Here is a 19,376-nt window from a genome sequence, read left to right as displayed (position 1 = left end):
AATTGACGTTTTCTTTTTGTTACGTTTATGAAAAGGAGTTAGATCAGCCATGGGCAAATTAAAAAGCTTGCTTTCAGTATTGATGGTTAGTACTGTTATGTGTTCGGCAACAGCGTTGCAGGCTTTCGCTGCGAACGATCCTGTTACTGATATATATGATAGCACAATTTTTTCGGAAAGTAAAGAGCCTGACAGCAGTGGGATATCCTCAAATGTATGGGCAGTCGGCAGTTCATCAGATGTAACGGTCGATGCTGCGGATACTAATGTTGAAGCCACATCTGAAATACCTTTCAATGTATTTGATATTTATGATGCACATCAGAAGTATGTAAAGATCCATTCGGGTGATCCAGAGCTGATGTACAGAAGATCGGAAGGTATTGATGTTTCCTATTCACAGGGTAAGATCGACTGGAAGACTGTCAAGGAGAGCGGAATTGATTTCGCTATTATAAGGGCAGGCTACGGCAATGCCTATAAGTATCCAAATCAGATGGATACATGGTTCAAATACAATATCGAAGAAGCCCAGAAGGTGGGCATGAACGTTGGTATCTACTGGTACAGCTATGCTGACAATGCTGAAGATGCTCGTCAGGAAGCAGAGGGCTGTTATCAGATAATAAAGGACTATTCCATTCAGTATCCTGTTTATTTCGATATTGAAGAGCCAAAGCATAAAAAAATGTCTACAGCTGAAGTATCGGCTATGATAGATTCTTTCTGCTCAACTATCGAGTCAAAGGGATTTCATGCAGGTGTATACAGCTTTTCAAGTCTCCTGACAACTAAGGTATATCAGCAGGTCCTTGATAAGTATGCTGTATGGGTGGCTCACTGGAATGTTAAAGTTCCCGGATATACTGGAAATTACGGTATGTGGCAGCACTGCGAGGTCGGAAGAGTAAACGGTATCAATACAGATGTTGATCTCGATCACTGTTACATAAATTATCCTTACATCATTTCTCCTGATACTTATGATCCTGACGGTACAGAGACAAATGTTTCTTCCGTGCAGTATCCTGCATCTACGGAGAAGGTGGTTGCCAAGGGTATAGATGTTTCGGTATGGCAGGCTAAGATAGACTGGGACAAGGTCGCAAAATCAGGTGTCGATTTTGCTATAATACGTGCAGGATACGGTAATCTTTCATCACAGAAGGATAAGTATTTTGAGGCAAATATCGAAGGTGCAGCAAAGGCGGGTATCGACTGCGGAGTTTACTGGTACAGTTATGCTTCATCACCTGAAGACGCTGTGCTTGAGGCAGAGGCTTGCTACGAAGTTATAAAGGATAAAAAATATGCTTATCCTGTATATTACAGCCTTGAAGATGTCTGTCTGAATTCTCTCAGCAATAAAGAGCTTTCGGAAATAGCTAAAGCTTTCTGTTCAACTCTTGAAAAGAAAGGCTACTATGTAGGTATAAAGAGCAATGTAAACTTCCTCAGCACAAGACTTGATGAATCTTTATTCAAGTCTTATGATGTGTGGGTAGCTCATTACGGAGTTACAACGCCAAGCTTTACTAAGAACTATAATATGTGGCAGTATTCAGGTACAGGCAAGATCAACGGTATAAACGGGATCGTTTGCTGCGATTACGCATATATCAATTTCCCGAAGGTAATGAAAGAAGCTCATCTTAACGGCTTTTAAGCAATGAAATTCAATATGCATACCGTGTTTTGCGGTATGCATATTTTGTATAACAGGAGAAATTATGGTAGAATTTATTATCGGTCCGTCAGGCAGCGGAAAAACAACGAAGATGTTCGGACGAATAGAAGAAAAGTGTTCTGCTGCCGATAAATTATGTATTTTAGTTCCCGAACAGTATTCTCAGGATTTTGATAAGAAGCTTTATTTCTACCTCGGAGCTGAAAACTTCAATGAATTGTTTTCACTGAGCTTTACAGGTCTTGCGAGACAGCTTTTTCAGATCTACGGTGATCCTGACAGAAAAGGTGAATTTGCTGATGAAATGGCTAAGATGATACTTGTGTATCAGGCTGTTTCATCAGCTTTGTCGCGTCCTGAGTCTCTCAGCAGTTTCCGCAGACAGAGTATGCAGAGCGGCTTTGCAGAGGAGATAACTACACTTATACGTGATATGAAACGTGCAGGAGTTACTCCCGAGGAGCTTGTACAGCGTTCGCAGCTCCTTGACAGAAGGCTTATGGACAAGACAAATGATGTTGCTGCCATATACCTTGAATATCAGCGATTAATGGAGGAATACGGTTTTAAGGACGAACTTGACAATATCCGCGAAGCCGCAAATGTTGCAAATCTGAACAGATACTTTTGCGGAAAGACTGTATTTCTTGATGAGTTCGAGAGCTTTACCGCCGATCAGTATGAGATGCTGAGAGTAATGATCTCTTCCTCGGAAAATGTTATTATCACATTGAGAACAGATGATGTCAATGCAGGCGAATACACTCTCTTTGAAACTGTTAACGATACGTACAGAAAGCTTTCGGGTATATGCCGTGAGCTTGGCAAAGAATGTATGATCACACAGTGCAATGAATATCACAGATTTAAAACTCCCGATCTTGAATTTGTCAGCAGCCGTGGACTGAGAAATTTGAAAAATGAACCTGATAAAGCTCCAAAAGCTGAGAATGTGCATATTTTTGAAGCAAGAGATATGTACAGTGAAGCGGAGTATGTTTGTGCTGCCGTAAAACATCTGCTGTATGAAGATCATTCTCTGAGATATCGTGATATAGCTATAATCTCAAATGATATCGCAAGCTATTCAGATGTACTTAAAGCAGCATTCAAGAGATATGATATCCCGTACTTCCTGAGCCTTGAAAAAGCTGTTGATCATACGGCTGTTATGGTGTTTTTTCTTACGCTGCTTGATATACTTGTAAGCCGTAAATTCAGGTCCGAACAGATATTCAGGCTTTTGAAAAGCGGACTCCTTGATGTATCGCTTACAGAAACGTCGCTGCTCGAAAACTATTGCTATAAGTGGGACGTTGACGGTGATATGTGGACTGAGCCGTTTACTGCGCTGGATAACGAGCTTGAACTCCTCGAAGGAATAAGAGTGCGTGTTATCGAGCCTGTCATAAAGCTGAAAAAGTGCCTGAAACGTGATAAAACTGCTGACAAGATATGTGTGCATCTGTACGATCATCTTGTTGAATGTGGTGCGGAGAAAAATACTGCCCGTCTTATGGGAGAGCTTATAGATCTGGACAAGGATTACGAAGCAGCAGAGCTTAAAAGATTATGGGGGTGTCTGATAGATATTCTTGACTGTATCAATGATACTCTCGGAGAACATGAAATAAGCTTTTCAGAGGTAAACAGGATCATCAGATCAATGATAGGCAGGATAAAGTATTCGGTTCCGCCGCAGACTCTTGATGCTGTCACAGCAGCTTCTGCGAGAATGGCACGACTTGATTCTCCGAAAATAGTTTTCATAATGGGAGCTAATGACGGCGATTTCCCAAATCAGATAAGTCTGCACGGACTTTTTTCGGAAGCGGATAAAACAAAGCTTGCTGAACACGGGATAGAGTTGTCCACACCTCTTTCGGAGCTTATCGCATCGGAGCGTCTTGTAGTATATAAGGCTATATCAGCTGCTTCGGATAAGCTTTTTATAACCTATCCGCTTTCTGATCTTGGCGGACAGGCTAAATATCCAGCACCGATAGTGGACAGGATAATTGGAATGTTCGGTGATAAAAGCATCAGAAAAAAAGATGAGGAAATACCTGTTGATTTCTATGCGGTCACTCTTCATTCAGCCTTTTATCACTATATGCAGGAGCGTAATACCGCAGATGCTTCGGTTTCGTCCATAAGGAGTCTGCTAATGAGTGATCCCGAGTACCGAAGAAGACTTAATTATGTTCTCAGCAGGGGAGATCATTCTCAGAATTACAAGATAGACAGGAATATTATGGAGAAGATACAGGATTTTGAGCCGTTCAGGCTTTCTTCAACAGGTCTTGAGGAGTATAATCTCTGCCACTTCAAGTATTTCTGTGATAAATGCCTCAGGTTAAGACTGAATGAAAAGGTCAGTCTTGACGCAAGGATAGCAGGTGAACTTACACATGAGTGCTTCTACGGTATACTTGCTTCACGTACAAAGTCTGACTTTGTAAATATGTCGTATGATGATGTACAAAATGAAGTGAATAAGTGCGCTGAAAAATATAAGAATGAAACCCTTGCAGGTGATTTCGGTAAAGATGCGAAGTTTGAGCTTATATTCAATAAGCTTACCGAGCGAATGTCAGATGTATTCCTATATACTCAGCAGTCGCTTATGGCTTCTGATTTTGTGCCTCATGATTTTGAGCTTGATCTGCGTGAAAGCCATTCTGTCATTCTGCCGTTCGGAGATGATAAGGAGCTGAGCTTCGGCGGAATAGTTGACAGAGCAGATGTTTGCAATATAAACGGCGAGGATTACCTCAGAATAATTGACTATAAGAGCAGCCGAAAGGAGATAACTTCTGAAACTCTTGCTTGCGGAATAAATATGCAGATGCTTCTGTATTTGTTCGCTTCTACCGATAAAGGCGGTCTGTACGAAGGATATGAGCCTGCGGGGGTACTTTATTCTCCTGTAAGGATAGCAGATGTACACCTTGAACCGCATAAAGTTTCATCAAGAAACAGCAGTGCAGTTAAGTCATCTCTGAAAACAAGCGGACTTGTTCTCGGGGATATGGCTATACTTGAAGCTATGGAAAAAGATGTTGGCGGAGAGTTCATACCTGTAAAGCTCGATAAAAACGGTGTTCCCGATAAGAATTCGTCATGTGTATCGTCTGAGGGAATGACACTGCTGAGAAATTATACGTATTCAAAGCTTATCAGTATGGCAGAGTCACTTCTTGACGGAAATGCAGAAGCTGAACCGCTCGTTATCGACGGTAAGATCCCCTGCACATACTGTGAGTATGTAAATATATGCGATAATTCCGAACTTGAACGGAAAAAGGTTCCTGATGCATCTGAAATTGCAGAAGCAGAAGAAATACTCGGTAAAAAATTCAGCGGAAAGGAGAAGTGAACATGAGCTGGACACAACAGCAGCAGAATGCCATTGATGCAAGAGACACATCGCTTATTGTCTCGGCTGCGGCAGGAAGCGGCAAAACAGCAGTTCTTACAGAAAGACTCGTAAAACTCATTGCAGACAGCAGTTCAGGCGTAAGAGCAGACAGAATGATCGTTGTAACGTTTACCAATGATGCAGCTTCCGAGCTAAAAAAACGTCTTGATATAAAGCTCAGAGAGCTTATAAACGAACGTCCTGATGATAAGCATTTGCTGAAACAGCAGATACTTCTCCAGAGTGCGAGGATATCTACTATCAACTCTTTTTGTTTTGACTTGATACGTGATAATATGGGCGATACAGGAGTTACTTCGGGATTTGCAGTTCTTGACGACAGTGATAATAAGGTTCTCAGAGCACGGGCTATGGACGAGCTTATAAACTATTACAGCGAAAACGAGTACGAAAAGATATCGTTCATGTATGACAGGTTTTGTATAAAAGACGAGAAAAGGCTTATTGAAGTAATAGAAAGAGCAGACAATTTCCTTTCATCTGTTCCTTTCAGGGATAAATGGCTCGATAAAGCTGTTGATATGTATAAGGGCGATATAAATGACTCGTTTTATTTCAAGAGCCTTATGGCAGCTATGATATCAGAGCTTGAAAAGGCTCTTAAAACAGCTGATGATAATATCGGACTTATAAACAGGATATTCCCGGATATGTCATCGGCTGCCGCTGCGAAATCATATGCTTTGGCGGAAGAGGATTATGACAGGATATCTGATCTGCTTGCAGTTTTCAGAACCAACCGACTTCCCGATGAAAGAGAAGCTGTAAAAGCACAGGATTTTTCTGATCTTGTAAGAGTTGGAAAAACGCCTCATGATAAAGCTTTGCGCGAGATATACAAGAAAAAGCGTGACCTAATAAAAAAGACTGCGGCAAAGGTAATAAACAGTGTTTTGTCAGTTGAGAGCGATTACAGGGAGTGCGGTGAAGTAACTGTAATTCTTGCGGAAATGCTCAAAAAATATCAGGAGCTTATCTGGGAAAAGAAATGCGAAAAGAACGGTCTTTCTTTTGATGACGGTGAACGAATAGCCTTAGAGCTGCTTACGGAGTCAGATGACAGCGGTGATATTGTCAGAAGCGAAATTGCCGAGAGAATATCCGATTATTACGATATAATAATGATAGATGAGTATCAGGACTCCAATAATAAGCAGGATCTTATCTTTAAGCTTATCTCGAAGGATTTCCGAACAGATGAAAATGGTGAGCCGCTTTACGGAAGTAATGTATTTCTTGTGGGAGATGTTAAGCAGTCCATTTATCGTTTCAGACTTGCCAATCCTCGTAATTTTATAAATACATTGCACAGTTCAGAGCCATATTCTCCTGACAGTAAATGTAAAAATCAGGCTATTATCCTGAATAAGAATTTCAGAAGTTCTCCTCAGGTAATAGATTTTGTAAACTTTGTATTTGAGCAGATAATGTCGGAAAAGTGCGGAGATATACATTATACAGATGATGAAAAGCTGTATTTCGGTGCTGGGCAGTATGCGGACGATGATGCATCACAAAGGATTACTCATTTTGCGTTTATAAAAGATGATGTTGTTGAAGATGAAGAAGCTGAAAAGCTTAATATGGAAGTACTGTATACAGCAAAAAAAATATCTGACATGATCGGAGCAGGCGTTGCGGTCACTGAAAGAGATGGTACAAGTCGTCCATGCTGTCCCTCTGATTTCTGCATACTTGTAAGGAATAACAAGCATATAAACACATATGCGGAAGAACTGAACAAAATTGGTATTCCTGCAAAAGGAAGTGAAGAAACAGGGTATCTCAAAGCGCGAGAGATAGCAGTGCTTATTGATCTTTTAAGAGTTATCAGCAATCCGATACAGGATATATCTCTTGCAGCTGTAATGACTTCGCCTATGTATATGTTCAGTATTGAGGATATAGCTGTAATAAGATCATATGACAAAAAAAGACCTTTGTTTTCTATAATTCAGGGTATTGTTGGCGGGGAGTACAGCGAATGTGATGATATGTTCCTTTGCGAGAGATGCAGGGAGTTTCTGGAGTCTATCGATGCATTCCGACTGGATTCTGTCACCATGAATATAGGAGAGCTCATAGGTGAGATATACGACTCTACAGACTTTATCTCTGTAATGCAGCTTTACAGTGACGGCGAGAAAAAAAGAGCTAATCTGCGCGCACTTATACAGTATGCTCAGAATTATGAAGCTACAGCTGCATTTGACGGCTCAGGCGGTCTTAATGGTTTCCTGAGACATCTTGATAGAGTAATGGAAAACGGTGACTACGCACAGGGAAAAGTCGCAGCTTCCTCAGGTGATTATGTTTCTGTACTTACTATGCACAGATCAAAAGGATTGGAATTTCCTTTTGTTTTTATTGCGGAAACGTCAGTGAACTTTCAATTTGACTCAAAAACAGTAATGTGCAGCCCAGACGGACGCATAGGCTATGTACTTTATGATCCGAGTCTTTACAGAAAATACAAGACCTTTCAGCAGGTAATGCTTTCCGCTGAAGAGGAAAGAGACACAAGAAGTGAAGAAATGCGATTGCTTTATGTTGCCCTTACAAGAGCAAAGCAGCAGCTTTTTATAAACTTAAAATGCGGCGAAAAGGCATTGAAAAGAGTTAATTCCATTATTGAAAGCTGTGTATTGCATAATGGAGATATAACTGACAGTGTTAGCGAGGCAAAGAGCTTCTCTGACTGGTTATGGGCAAGTATAATACGCGAAAAATCTTTTGCGGAAATTTCAGAGCATTTAGAGCTTGGAGCAGGTGCGCCTAAAGGCTGTAATGATGAAAAAAATCTTTTTGAATATGAATTTGTGGACAGTATAGATGCAGCAGATGCGGAGCAGGCTGATGAAGATAAAGAACAAGCTGCGGACGAGAGTATCATATCACAGATGAAAAATATAATTTCATACGAATATGATAAGACGCTTTCGGAAACTCCTGCAAAGCTAAGTGTTACAGAAATAACCAAAAAGCTTAAAAACAATAAAGAGATATTTGATTTCAAGCTGAAAAGACCTAAATTCAAATCAACCGGTTCAAGGCTCAGCGGAGCTGAAAGAGGTACAGCTATTCATACATTTTTTCAATACTGCGATTTTGAAAATGCGATCAAAGATACAAAGTCAGAGATAGAGAATGTAATGAACAAAGGATATATATCTTTAGCAGAATCCGAGTCGATAAATCTCGAAAACGTTAAAGCATTCTTTGAGAGTTCACTTTATGAACGTATATGTTCTTCACTGTCATATGTCAGAGAAAAGAAGTTTATGGTGGCTGTGTCACAGCTTGATGTTGAGAATGAAGCTCTTGAGAAACTCAAACGTTCAGACGGCATGATAAAGGGAATTATCGACCTTATGTTTGAAGAAAATGACGGTATAGTCATAGTTGATTATAAATCAGACAGGGGAGTGTCTCTTGAAAAGCTGAAAGAAAGGTATTCTATGCAGCTTAAACTGTATAAAGCGGCAATTGAGCTTACAACAAGCAAGAAGGTCAAGGAAGCGTTTTTGTATTCGTTTGAACTGAAAAAATATATTGCAGTAGAGATTTAATAAGAAGTCCCTGTATATTTCAAATTACAGGGACTTTTACATTTATAAAACAAATCTGTTTTTTATGTTTTGCATTATTTGAAGTGTGTAAATTTGTGCAATATGTAGATTTTGCAAATTTTGTTGACAATATATGAAGATTGTATTATAATGGAAGATACAGAGATATAAATTGAGGTGTAGAATGAACAAAAGAAGGAAGCAATGGCGCAATGCTAAATTGTTAAAAGCAGGCACAGCGTTTTTCCTTTTAGTTCTTATATTTGGCGGAATAACTGCTGCAAATTATCTGATAAAGCATAACAGGCGTACTGTTCCTGAAAGTGCTGTATCGGACAGTTTTGTTGCAAGTACAGGCGAATTGTCTGATGTTTCCGAAACTACTACAGAACAAGCAGGAAAAATGGCGGTGCCTTTTGTTATATTTCCTGAAAAGACGGACAAGTCTAAGGAGTTCACAAAAGATTATGACGCTAAGAATGCTATTCTGATAAATGTTGACGACAGCGAAGTTATTGCTTACAGAAATGAACAAATTAAACTGTATCCTGCGTCGCTCACAAAAATAATGACGCTTATCGTAGCTGTCGAAAATATAGATGATCTTTCGGCTACTGTACCGATCACATATGATATGGTAGCACCTTATATTGCTCTGGATGCTTCAAGGGCAGGATTTGCACCTGATGAGACTCCTACACTAAAGGATGCTTTGTATGGTATGATCTTATGCTCGGGAGCAGATGCCTCACTTGCGGCAGCTGAATATGTTGCAGGAAGTGAGAAGGCGTTTGTCAGGCTTATGAATGACAAATGCAGGGAAATAGGCTTAAAAAATACGAGTTTTACAAATGTTGTGGGACTTCATGATAAAAATAATTATAGTACAGCCGAGGATATTGCGGTCATGCTTGAATACGCAATACAAGATCCCGTCTGTCGTGAGGTCCTCTCAGCAGTTGAATATAAAGTTCCGCCTACGAAACAAAATCCCGAGGGATTAACATTTGAAAGTACACTTTTCAGCAGAATGTACGGCGATGAAATGCCTGGGGTAAAGATTATCGGCGGAAAAACAGGATTTACAGATGAAGCAGGAAACTGCATGGCAACTTTTGCGGAGATAAACGAAAAGACATATATACTCGTGCTCTGCGGAGGCAAGACAAACTGGAATAATGTATACAATACGTTAAGCGCGTACAGCGTTTACTGCACAGGCGGTAAAGCATATACGCCGCCTGAAAATAAATAAAAAGCAGATATAGTAGGCGGCTTTTAAGTGTAGAACAACAAGCTTGGAGGATATGAACAATGAGTGAGACTAAGAAATGCAGGCTCAGAGTGAGTCGTGTTTTTCTTGCAATGGGAATAACAGTCGGTACACTGTTCGGAGCTGATGCTTTGAGAAGAAGTTTTGATAGTCAGCAGCCATATAATATAAAAGTTCATGGAGATTTTCGTAATTCGGCGGAGAATGTTGAGACCTCAACAGGCAGGAGTCTCTCATACGAAACATCAGATGTGGCAACAACAGCTTTTGAAGGCATAAAATACTTGGGATACTCTGAGTTTGAGCTTTCAAAGGATGATATATCTAAGGGTATCCTTTCTATATATACTGATAAATCTCCTGCAAGAGCAAGCGACCAGGGACAAATGGTCGATCTTGCAGATGAGAAAAATGAGTATTATTCTCTTGTTGAAGAAAAGGTATATCTTAATGAAGATGCCACAGATGCTCTTAATCGTATGATGGAAGCCTATGCCAATGAAACAGGATTAGCGGACTTTATCGTTTACGGAACAACAGATACATTTACCGGTGAAAATTCATTCTGTCCACAGAAATTTAGCGAGTCTAAAGCAGGATACTGTGTTGATCTTGCTTTAAATGCGTACGGAAATATGCTCACATATGACGGCTGCGATGCTGAAGGCTGGATCGTTGAGAATTGTTGGAAGTACGGTTTTGTAGTTAGATATCCTGAGGGAAAGAAGGATAAGACAGGAAATGAGTATTGTCCATGGCATTTAAGATATGTAGGCGAGGTCCATGCAGCCATAATGGCAAATAAGAAGATGTGCATTGAAGAGTATCTGGATTATCTTGAGCAGTATACTTTTGAAGAACCATATTCTTTTACATTCAATAATGAAGCATATCAGATATACAGCGTTTCGGGTGATGACGACAGACTTGAAACAAGAGTGCCTATATCAGGCAATTATGAGCTGTCAGGTGATAACAGAAATTCTGTTATTATAATGCAGAAGAATTGAAGATAGAGGAGCAGTTTTTACTGCTCCTTTTCATTTTGTGCTCTTTGTCTGCATATTATTATCTGAGGTGATATTTATGCGGATATGCTTAAGATCAATACTTCTCTTGATCTGTATCATTGTTTCAATGACCTGTATCAGTGCAGATCTGAATATAGATAATGAAATAGAGGCTTTCGTTCTCATGGAAGCAGAAACAGGAACAGTTCTTGATGCAAAAAACGAACATAAAAGAATTAATGCAGGATATCTTACGAAGTTAATGAGTATTCTCGTTGTTGCAAAGCGTATTGAAAGCGGTGATTTATCTATTGATGATGAGCTTACTGCTTCTGATAAAGTAAGTGGAACAAAGGGTTCGGTGATTTGGCTTCAAAGCGGAGATAAAATATCAGTCGATGAGCTTCTAAAGGCTGTTATAATCGGTAACGCTAATGATGCTATGACTGTTCTTGCAGAAGCTGTTTCAGGCGATGTTGATACATTCGTTATGGATATGAATGCGAAAGCTTTTGATATCGGACTTCGGGACTCTTATTTTGTTTCTCCTTATGGATATGCTGATGAACGTGAATATACAACTGCGCATGATATGGCACTTATTTGTTCAAGACTTGCGAAATATGATTTTTTGCAGCCATATTTCAAAACATGGCGCGATTTTATAAAGAATGAACAGGTCGAGCTTGTCAGTGAGAATGACCTTACAAGAAACTATGAGCCGCATATCGGCTTTAAAGCTTGTCATTCTTCCGAAGACCGTTATTTTTTAGCTGAGGGCGGTATAAACTCAGGCGGCAACACTTTTATTTCTGTTGTTTTAGGTGCGAAAAATGAAGATATATCCTTCAAAAAAGGAAAAGATCTTCTGAAAAGAGCATTTTCAAGCTATAAAGTCGTCTCTACGGAGTTCCCCGAAGAAATGCTCGTGCCTTTAAAAGTAAAAAATGGTGAGAGCTCGGCGGTAGAGATCGGTATAAAAGTGCAGGGGAAAGCCACTGTACCCAAAGGCGATAAAGAAGTACGGACAAAAGTAGTTATTCCGGAATATATCACAGCTCCTGTATATGAAGGTCAGCCTGTAGGCACTGCTGCATTCTTTAACGGTGATACTCTTGTTTTTGAGACTGATATCATAATAAAAAGCACTGTTCGTGCGCTTACATGGAATTACGTTTTGAAGCAAACATTGCTTAAAATGATAGAAAAATAGCGCCGAATTTGTCGGGATTGTACAAATGTTGGAAATGTTATGTAAAGGTACTTGAAAAATAATCAAAAATATAGTATCATAAAGATGGTAAATTATATTTGTATGGTTTCCCATACATATTGGAGGTAAATTTTAATGTCATTAAAACTCAACACCAAATACTTGAAGGATTTCGTCAATGCTGACGAACTTGCAGGAATCAAGGCACAGGTAGAGGCTGCTGCACAGTCTCTCCAGAGCAAAACAGGTCTTGGCAATGACTTCTTAGGCTGGGTGGATCTTCCTACTGCTTATGATAAGGAAGAATTTTCTCGTATAAAGGCAGCTGCTGAGAGGATCAAGGCTAATTCCGATATTCTTATCGTTATTGGTATCGGCGGTTCTTACCTCGGTGCAAGAGCTGCTATCGAGCTCCTTAAATCACCTCTTTATAATAATATGAAGAAGGATACTCCTGACATTTATTATGTCGGAAACAGCATCAATCCTGCTTATCTTAACGAGATCATCGCTCTTTGCGAAGGCAAGGACTTCTCTGTAAATGTTATATCTAAGTCAGGTACAACTACAGAGCCTGCTCTTGCATTCCGTATCTTCAAGAAAATGGTTGAGGATAAATATGGTAAGGAAGAGGCAAAGAACCGTATCTTTGCTACAACTGACAAGGCAAGAGGAACTCTCAAGAATCTTTCTGATGCAGAAGGCTATGAGACATTCGTTATTCCTGATGATGTCGGAGGACGTTTCTCTGTTCTTACAGCTGTAGGTCTTCTTCCTATCGCAGTTGCAGGCTGTGACATTGACGCTCTTATGAAGGGAGCTGCTAAGGCACAGGCTGATTTCTGCGCCGATTTTGATAATAATGACTGTTATAAATATGCTGCACTCAGAAATATCCTTTACAGAAAGGGCAAGTCTGTAGAAATGCTCGTTTCTTATGATCCAAGCTTCGTTATGATGTCTGAGTGGTACAAGCAGCTCTTCGGCGAGAGCGAAGGCAAGGACAACAAGGGTATATTCCCGTCAGCAGCTGTATTCTCTACTGATCTTCACTCTATGGGACAGTATATCCAGGATGGTGCAAGAATTCTTTTCGAGACTGTTGTTGATATAAAGAAGCCAAAGACTGATCTTTTCCTCGAGCCTGATGCTGAGAACCTTGACGGTCTTAACTTCCTTACAAATCAGAATATGTCTGTTGTTAACAGAAAAGCATTTGAGGGCACTGTTCTCGCTCATACAGAGGGCGGCGTTCCTAATATCATTCTTGAACTTGACGACACTACAGAAGAAAGCGTCGGCTATATGATCTACTTCTTCGAGAAGGCTTGCGCAATTTCAGGCTATGTACTTGGTGTAAATCCGTTCAATCAGCCGGGTGTTGAGAGTTATAAATCAAATATGTTCGCTCTTCTCGGTAAACCGGGATATGAGGGAGCAAAGGCTGCTCTTGAAGCTAAGCTCGGCTGATAGGTCTGTTTAGCTCATAATGCAAAACTAAATACGTCATAAATGCCGCAAGGCACGGAAGGAGTAAATTATGATTAAACTTATTACAGGAAAAAAAGGCACAGGCAAAACAAAGATACTCATCGATAAGATCAATGATGCTGTAAAGTCAACAAACGGCAATCTTGTTTGCATCGAAAAGGGTGACAATATCAGACGTTCTATCAGCTTCAGAGTAAGATGGTGCGATACAGAGAGCTTTGCTATCGAAGGTGCAGATGCATTTTATGGCTTCGTTGCAGGTATGCTCGCAGGCAACTATGATATAAAGGACGTTTTCGTTGACGGTATCCTCAAGATCGTTGGCCGTGACTATGATGTTCTTGGTTCACTTTTTGAAAAGCTGGACAAGCTTACAGGTGAAGAGGCTACTATCGTTTTCACAGTTTCAGCTGATGCTTCTGAGCTTCCTGAGAGCGTTAAGCAGTTCATTAAGTAAGTCATTAAAAAAATTGAAATTTTTACACTGAACTATTGACATATTTTGACGTTTGGTGTATAATATATTTTATGGTGCTCTGAAGGATAGTTGTATGAAGATCAATTTAAAGCAGATATTCAATATTGTCGGAGAGTCAAAGGAGTTTTCTTATGAGATCTCCGCAGATGAATTTGGTGATATCAAGGGCTATGTTTTTAAATCACCTGTTAGTCTGAGCGGAAAATTCCATAACAGGGCAGGGGTAGTATATTTAAACTATTCTGCGTCTTTTGAGCTTCTCCATACTTGTGACAGATGCTTAAAGGAATTTTCAAGAGATTATGATCTAAGCTTCGACCATATTGTTGTTCCTTCCATAAGCAATGATGATAATGATGATTATATAGTTGCAGATGGCGAGAGCATTGAATTGAATGAAATTGCACTGACTGATATGCTTCTCAGTCTTCCTACTAAAAATCTTTGCAAAGATGATTGTAAAGGTCTTTGTATGGTTTGCGGCTGTGATCTTAACGAGGGTCAGTGTGATCATCTTAATTAATCTGAGCTGTGAAGCTCTTTAAGGAGGTGCCAGAATGGCTGTACCGAAGAGAAAAACTTCCAAGGCAAGACGTGATAAGAGACGTAGTGCTGTTTGGAAGCTTGAAGCACCCGCAATGTCAAAGTGTGATAACTGCGGCGCATATAAGGCTCCGCATAAGGTTTGCAAAAATTGCGGATTCTATAAGGGCGTTGAGGTCCTTAAGATCGACGCTGAATAATCGGCTTGATCCGATAAAAGAGAAGGAGAGGAGGAGAGATCCTTCTCTCCTTTTTAAGTGTATGGAGTAATTTTATGGTTAAGATCAACAGCGTTATGCATGGTTCTCCGTGTGATAAGCACGGAATTCAAAGCGGCGATACCCTCGTCAGAATAAATGGTCATGACATTAAAGATGTTCTTGATTATATGTACTATGCTGCGGATACTGATATTACCCTTGAAATTGTAAGGGACGATGTCCCTTTGACAATACATATAAATAAGGACGAATATGACGATCTTGGACTTGAGTTTGAAACTTTCCTGATGGATAAGAAACAGTCATGCAGTAATAAATGCGTGTTCTGTTTTATTGATCAGATGCCGCCTGGAATGAGAGAAACTCTTTATTTTAAAGACGATGATGCAAGATTGTCTTTTTTACAGGGCAATTATGTTACTCTTACCAATATGAAGCAGGAAGATATTGACAGAATTATCGAAATGAAGCTCAATATCAACGTTTCAGTCCATACAACAAATCCTGAATTACGTGTAAAAATGATGCATAATCGTTTTGCAGGTGAAAAGCTCAAATTCATCTGGCAGCTTGCTGAAAACGGCATTAAGCTAAATTGTCAGATCGTGTGCTGTCCGGGACTTAATGACGGTGACGAGCTCAGACGTTCATTAACGGATCTTGGTACTCTTATGCCCAATATCACAAGTATGGCTGTTGTTCCTGTAGGAGTTACAAAATTCCGTCAGGGATTATATCCTCTTGTTGGATTTGATAAAAAAGGTGCAGGAGAAACTATCGATATAATTGAAGAATTTCAGCAGATATTCCTCAAAAAATTCGGTACAAGAACTGTTTTTCCGTCAGATGAGTTTTATCTGATAGCCGAGAGAGAGCTTCCGCCTATGGAAGCGTACGAAGATTTCTCGCAGTATGAAAACGGAGTCGGAATGCTCCGTTCTTTGATAGACGAGTTTGAAAAAGCACTTGAAATAGCCGAGTGGGAGGGCGGTGAACGCCATGTTTCCATTGCAACGGGCTATTCTGCTTTTGGTACTATAAATATGCTTGCCAAAATGGCTGAGGAAAATTTTCCAATGCTGAAATGTGATGTTTATCGTATCCGAAATGACTTTTTTGGAGATACTATCACAGTTACAGGTCTTATAACCGCACAGGATCTTATCGCTCAGCTGAGCGGAAAGGATCTTGGAGCTAATCTTCTCTTGTCGCAGGCTATGGTGAGACGAGATTCAGATGTTTTTCTTGACGATCTTACAATAGGTGATGTTGAGAAAGCACTTAATGTAAAAATACGTACTACGCCAAGTGACGGCTATGAGTTGCTTGACGCAATAATGGGAATTGAATATTAGTTGTGAATTATCACACTTTAAGATATGAAAGGGGATGTAAAAATATGTCATTACCGATCGTTGCAGTTGTTGGACGACCTAATGTTGGTAAGTCAACACTTTTTAACAAACTTATCGGACAGAGACTTTCAATAGTCGAGGATACCCCCGGTGTTACACGTGATCGAATTTATTCTAAATGTGAATGGCGAGGAAAGGAATTCATGGTAGTTGACACAGGCGGTATAGAGCCTGACAGCGATGATGTCATCCTTGCTCAGATGAGAAGACAGTCTGAACTTGCTATTGAAAAAGCAGATGTTATTGTTTTTGTAACAGATATAAAATGCGGCGTAACTGCCGACGACTATGCTGTTGCTCAGATGCTTCTGAAAAGCGGAAAGCCCGTTGTTCTTGCGGTCAACAAGGTGGACAGCCTTGGAGATCCGCCTATGGAACTTTATGAGTTTTATAATCTTGGACTTGGGGATCCGTATCCGATATCGTCTGTTCACGGACATGGTACAGGTGATATGCTGGATAAAGTGTATGAAAGCCTTCCTGACAGCGATGAGACGGAATATGACGAGGATCATATCAAGGTCGCTGTTATCGGAAAGCCTAATGCAGGAAAATCTTCGCTTATCAACAAGATCGCTGGTGAAGAACGTGTTATAGTTTCAGATATAGCAGGAACTACCCGTGATTCAACAGATACTGTTATTGAAAATGAATACGGCAAATTTGTATTTATTGATACAGCGGGTATAAGAAAAAAATCAAAAGTAACGGAAAAAGTTGAGCATTATAGTGTTCTCAGAGCTTATATGGCTGTTGACAGAGCAGATGTATGTGTTATTATGCTTGATGCTGCTGAGGGCTTTACAGAGCAGGACTCAAAGGTTGCAGGATATGCCCATGAACAGGGCAAAGCCTGTGTTGTTGCTGTGAATAAATGGGATCTTGTGGAAAAGAACGACAAAACTATGCAGGAATACAGAACAAAGCTTGAAAATGATTTCAGCTTTATGTCTTATGTTCCGTTTGTATTCATTTCTGCTAAGACAGGACAGCGTATAAATAAACTCTATGAGCTTATCAAGTACGTCTATGAACAGAACAGCATGAGAATATCAACAGGTATGCTCAATGATGTACTTGCTTATGCAACAACAAGAGTCCAGCCGCCATCTGATAAGGGAAGAAGGCTGAAAATATACTACATGACTCAGCCTTCCACAAAGCCTCCGACTTTCGTAACGTTTGTAAATCGTGCTGACCTTTTCCATTTTTCATACAGAAGATATATTGAAAATCAGATACGTTCAACATTCGGACTCGAAGGCACTCCCGTAAGATTTATTGTACGTGAGAGGGGAGGAAATGATAAATAATGAAGTTATTTTTATCAATTTTTGCAGCTGCCGGTTTAGGGTATTTTCTTGGCAGTATCAATTTCTCGATAATTGTCGTTAGAATGATGACAGGAAGAGATATCCGTGATATGGGCAGTAAAAATGCTGGTCTTACCAATACATTAAGATGTGCAGGAAAAAGCTGTGCTCTTATGACACTTATAGGTGATCTTGCTAAAGGTATAATTGCAGTAGCTCTTTCAAGAGGGATATGTCATTTGCTCCATGCAGGAATGATGCCCGGAAATGATACACATTATATTGGATATATAGCAGGCTTTTTTGCTATAATCGGTCACGTTTTTCCGATATACTATGGATTTAAGGGCGGAAAAGGAGTACTTGTAGGTGCTGCTTCTTTTCTCGCAGTAGATTATAAAGTTTTTCTGGCACTTATAGCTATTTTTGCAGTTATTCTTGCACTTTCAAAATATGTATCCCTTGCTTCTATTATTTCAACCACATATTGTCCTATTGCAACTCTGCTTATGTCATGGCTTATAGACGGATATACATTTGGAAGAAGCTTTATCTATATGGTTTTATCCTTGCCTATGGCAGCAATGGTAATATGGATGCACAGATCAAATATCCAACGCCTTATTGACGGAAATGAGAATAAATTTTCATTCAACAAAATAAATATTAACTGAGGCTTTCAGCCGAAAGGAGTGAAATGCTATGGCAAATATAGTTATACTTGGTTCGGGCGGATTTGGACTCAGTCTTGCAATAATGGCTGAGCATTGCGGCAGACATAATGTTACGGTATGGTCAAAATTTCAATCTGAGATAGACGATATCCGTTCACACGGAGAACACGTTCAGAAGCTTCCGGGTGTTCCTGTTTCAGAGAGTATAGCCATGACAAGCGATATCTCTTGTGTAAAAGGCTGTGATATACTGGTTTTCGGAATTCCTTCATCATTTGTTCGTGATGTCGCTAAGGAAGCAGCTCCTTATGTTGATGACAATATGGTCATCGTAAACACAGGAAAAGGACTTGAAGAAGGAAGTCTGAAAACGCTCAGCGAGGTCATCTGTGAGGAGATACATACAGATAAAATGGTCGTTCTTTCAGGTCCGTCTCATGCTGAGGAAGTTGCAAGATGTGTGCCGACAACTATTGTTGCTGCGTCTGCAAATCATGAAGCAGCTGAATATGTACAGCGTGAATTCGGCAATAACTTTATGAGAATATACCTAAATGACGATGTTAAGGGCTGTGAGATAGGCGGCGCGCTGAAAAACATAATAGCTCTTTGCGTGGGTATTTGTGACGGTCTCGGTTATGGTGATAATACCAAGGCTGCACTTATGACGCGCGGTATACATGAAATTGCTCGTCTCGGAAAAGCCTGCGGAGCTGATGTTACTACGTTCAGCGGACTTACCGGTATTGGCGATCTTATTGTTACCTGTACAAGTATGCACAGCCGAAACAGACGCGCAGGTATTCTTATCGGTCAGGGCGTTTCTCCCGAGGAAGCAGTTGAGCGCGTTGGTACTGTTGAGGGTTATTTCTGCTGTAAGGCTGCATATGAGCTTGCAAGACGTTTGAATGTTGAAATGCCTATAACAGAGCAGCTAAATGAAGTGCTTTTCAATGGCGGAGATGTCAGACTTGCACTTGGTGCTCTTATGAACAGACCACAGATCTATGAAGAAATATAAGTTATACTACCAGAGGTGAATAAAAA

At 40.1% G+C, this 19,376-nt stretch carries 14 protein-coding genes; all 14 read left to right on the top strand.

Features of this window, described 5'->3' with window-relative positions; translation table 11 throughout:
- Positions 1-49 precede the first annotated feature (49 nt).
- The 14 genes from BLW60_RS00495 to BLW60_RS00430 all read left to right on the top strand — a co-directional run bounded on the left by BLW60_RS00495 (position 50) and on the right by BLW60_RS00430 (position 19,350).
- Complete coding sequence (locus tag BLW60_RS00495) at positions 50-1,666, top strand: glycoside hydrolase family 25 protein (protein ID WP_242872797.1); 1,617 nt, start codon at positions 50-52, stop codon at positions 1,664-1,666.
- A gap of 64 nt (positions 1,667-1,730) precedes the next feature.
- Positions 1,731-5,066, top strand: coding sequence for a PD-(D/E)XK nuclease family protein (locus tag BLW60_RS00490; protein ID WP_074713958.1), 3,336 nt, complete (start codon positions 1,731-1,733; stop codon positions 5,064-5,066).
- A 2-nt stretch (positions 5,067-5,068) separates the two neighbouring features.
- Positions 5,069-8,698, top strand: coding sequence for a helicase-exonuclease AddAB subunit AddA (gene addA, locus BLW60_RS00485; protein WP_074713957.1), 3,630 nt, complete (start codon positions 5,069-5,071; stop codon positions 8,696-8,698).
- Between the two features lie 184 nt (positions 8,699-8,882).
- The gene (locus BLW60_RS00480; RefSeq protein ID WP_074713956.1) at positions 8,883-9,953 is read left to right on the top strand and encodes a D-alanyl-D-alanine carboxypeptidase family protein; all 1,071 of its coding nucleotides are present in this window, start codon (positions 8,883-8,885) and stop codon (positions 9,951-9,953) included.
- A 59-nt stretch (positions 9,954-10,012) separates the two neighbouring features.
- Positions 10,013-10,981 carry a D-alanyl-D-alanine carboxypeptidase family protein gene (locus BLW60_RS00475; protein WP_074713955.1) on the top strand — a complete coding sequence of 323 codons (969 nt, stop codon included), beginning with the start codon at positions 10,013-10,015 and terminating at the stop codon, positions 10,979-10,981.
- 76 nt (positions 10,982-11,057) lie between these two features.
- On the top strand, positions 11,058-12,194 hold the full coding sequence (locus tag BLW60_RS00470) for a D-alanyl-D-alanine carboxypeptidase family protein (protein WP_074713954.1): 1,137 nt from the start codon (positions 11,058-11,060) through the stop codon (positions 12,192-12,194).
- 135 nt (positions 12,195-12,329) lie between these two features.
- Positions 12,330-13,664 (top strand): glucose-6-phosphate isomerase, encoded by a 1,335-nt coding sequence (locus tag BLW60_RS00465; protein WP_074713953.1) that lies wholly within the window; start codon positions 12,330-12,332, stop codon positions 13,662-13,664.
- A 70-nt stretch (positions 13,665-13,734) separates the two neighbouring features.
- A complete protein-coding gene (locus tag BLW60_RS00460; RefSeq protein ID WP_074713952.1) occupies positions 13,735-14,142 on the top strand; it encodes a hypothetical protein in 408 nt (135 codons plus the stop codon).
- Positions 14,143-14,236: 94 nt separating this feature from the next.
- On the top strand, positions 14,237-14,686 hold the full coding sequence (locus BLW60_RS00455; RefSeq protein ID WP_074713951.1) for a YceD family protein: 450 nt from the start codon (positions 14,237-14,239) through the stop codon (positions 14,684-14,686).
- Between the two features lie 34 nt (positions 14,687-14,720).
- On the top strand, positions 14,721-14,906 hold the full coding sequence (rpmF, locus tag BLW60_RS00450; RefSeq protein WP_019678749.1) for a 50S ribosomal protein L32: 186 nt from the start codon (positions 14,721-14,723) through the stop codon (positions 14,904-14,906).
- A 74-nt stretch (positions 14,907-14,980) separates the two neighbouring features.
- Positions 14,981-16,282 carry a DUF512 domain-containing protein gene (locus BLW60_RS00445; RefSeq protein WP_074713950.1) on the top strand — a complete coding sequence of 434 codons (1,302 nt, stop codon included), beginning with the start codon at positions 14,981-14,983 and terminating at the stop codon, positions 16,280-16,282.
- Positions 16,283-16,326: 44 nt separating this feature from the next.
- Complete coding sequence (der, locus tag BLW60_RS00440) at positions 16,327-17,655, top strand: ribosome biogenesis GTPase Der (RefSeq protein WP_074713949.1); 1,329 nt, start codon at positions 16,327-16,329, stop codon at positions 17,653-17,655.
- The gene (plsY, locus tag BLW60_RS00435) at positions 17,655-18,329 is read left to right on the top strand and encodes a glycerol-3-phosphate 1-O-acyltransferase PlsY (RefSeq protein ID WP_074713948.1); all 675 of its coding nucleotides are present in this window, start codon (positions 17,655-17,657) and stop codon (positions 18,327-18,329) included. Before der ends, plsY begins: the two co-directional genes overlap by 1 nt.
- Before the next feature lie 28 nt (positions 18,330-18,357).
- Positions 18,358-19,350 carry an NAD(P)H-dependent glycerol-3-phosphate dehydrogenase gene (locus BLW60_RS00430; RefSeq protein ID WP_074713947.1) on the top strand — a complete coding sequence of 331 codons (993 nt, stop codon included), beginning with the start codon at positions 18,358-18,360 and terminating at the stop codon, positions 19,348-19,350.
- Positions 19,351-19,376: the final 26 nt, after the last annotated feature.

The sequence above is a fragment of the Ruminococcus flavefaciens genome, assembly GCF_900108555.1.
Taxonomy (GTDB): domain Bacteria; phylum Bacillota; class Clostridia; order Oscillospirales; family Ruminococcaceae; genus Ruminococcus; species Ruminococcus flavefaciens_P.
This window is presented reverse-complemented; position numbering and strand designations above follow the sequence as displayed.